Origin of the sequence: Oceanobacillus sp. HCA-5259 (assembly GCF_037892815.1) — a bacterium.
Taxonomy (GTDB): Bacteria; Bacillota; Bacilli; order Bacillales; family Amphibacillaceae; genus Oceanobacillus; species Oceanobacillus indicireducens.
Window position 1 is genome coordinate 1 of the sequence record NZ_JBBKBV010000077.1, and the last position, 1,650, is coordinate 1,650.

Genomic DNA, 1,650 nt, shown 5'->3' on the forward strand with positions numbered 1-1,650 from the left:
TGTAACCGTCAAGTAAAAAGATACAGTTTTCGATAATTAATTTGAAGCAGTTTTTGCCCCAAAGATAGAAGTTCTATGTTTCATGCGATAACTGTCTCCATTTAAATGGATAATTTCCGCTCTGTGCATAATCCTATCTAATATAGCGGTAGTAATTGCTGGATCGCCTAATAACTCACCCCATTCTTTAGGAGCCTTGTTAGAAGTAAGTATAATACTTGAAGTGTTGTATAAATCGTTTATTAGATGAAAGAATAGGTTTGCTTCATCTTGATTTATAGCCATGAACATTAGATCATCGATGACTACTAAATCGGCTTTGCGAATTCTTTTCATCCTTGTTTGTGACTTACGTGTAATTTCCTCTGTTTTTAATGTATGAATTAATTCTCCCATGGAAGTAAAAATCACCTTATAGCCTTGATGAATTGCTTGTATTCCTAGGCCGACCGCCAGATGTGTTTTACCAACACCTGGAGGTCCTAACAGGATAATGTTGTAAAGTTGCTCTATCCACAGTAACTCTTTTAATTTATTAAACTCTTTCTTACTCATAGATTGTTGTTCATTCAAATCAAATTGCTCTAGGGTTTTATAATAAGGGAATGTAGCCCATTTAAGACGTTTTTCGATTTGTTTTTCTTCACGCTTTTTTTGCTCATAGCTCAAGATATCCATTAAAAAGGCTGCGTAAGTCACATTATCTTTTTCTGCCTTTTCTAACAATGCTGGTAGATTATTAGCTGTTTCTCCGAAACGAAGTGACTTTAATGTGTCTTGTAATGTTGATAATTGACTCATTGAATTTCACCTTCCAATACAGAAACATATTCCTGAATATCTCTAGTTTGAGCTTTTGTCTGAGAAACAGACTCACTTAAATAATTAAATTGTTTAAGATCATCTATTTGTCGTTTTTCATTATTGACACTTGATACATTTTGTCGGTTCAGGTATTGAACCATATCGATAAAATCCGTTGCACAAAAAAGTTGCCATTTCATACATTCTTCTAATGCTTTATCAAGTAATTCTTGATTGTGTTTTTTAATTTCTTTAGAAATCATTTGTAATTGGTCTCGAATGTAACGCTGTCGTACCTTACGTATTTCTTGTAAAAATTGTTTTGCTTTATTTGAATTGCTAAAGTACGAGGCAACTGTCTCAATATAGGTATCAATTCCCTTTGTCCGATCACGTATATGACTTGTATCTTGAATCAACTTTCCTTTGCCAGAAGTGATTCGATGTTTGGCAAGAATGGGACCAGATTTGCTTTCTCGAATAATTAAATATTTATCATCCTTCGTTTCGATATAGACTTGTTTTGTCTTTTGAAAAGTTCCTAAAGGAACTGTGTAACGATTCGATTTATACCAAATTATATTGTCCTTCCGAACAGTTCTTGTTATACTTGTATTAAAGGTTTTAGTGATATATGTATTATCACTAATTGGGGAGACTGGACGTAAGTGTTGCTTTTCGAGGGCAAACACTTCAACTGGTCTCTTTTTTGTTGTATTGTGGACTTTATAGTTTGCAGTGCGTTCAAGCCATTTCCAACCAGCTTCATTCCATGCATCTAACCCATAGTACAAACGATGCTTGGCAAAATTTTGTTTTACATATTTAACTACGTTTTCTACCTTT

At 33.7% G+C, this 1,650-nt stretch carries 1 protein-coding gene and 1 pseudogene; both read right to left on the minus strand.

Annotated features, from left to right (window positions below):
- Nucleotides 1-36: 36 nt before the first annotated feature.
- Nucleotides 37-801 carry an IS21-like element helper ATPase IstB gene (gene istB, locus WKU33_RS18790; protein ID WP_340456116.1) on the minus strand — a complete coding sequence of 255 codons (765 nt, stop codon included), beginning with the start codon at nucleotides 799-801 and terminating at the stop codon, nucleotides 37-39.
- Nucleotides 798-1,650 (minus strand): annotated as a pseudogene (locus WKU33_RS18795) (IS21 family transposase); the annotation flags it as partial. The pseudogene WKU33_RS18795 and the gene istB, both read right to left, overlap by 4 nt.

What these genes read in the sequence shown, in the direction of transcription:
- istB (WP_340456116.1), bottom strand. Translation starts at nt 801, where the DNA reads ATGAGTCAATTATCAACATTACAAGACACATTAAAGTCACTTCGTTTC.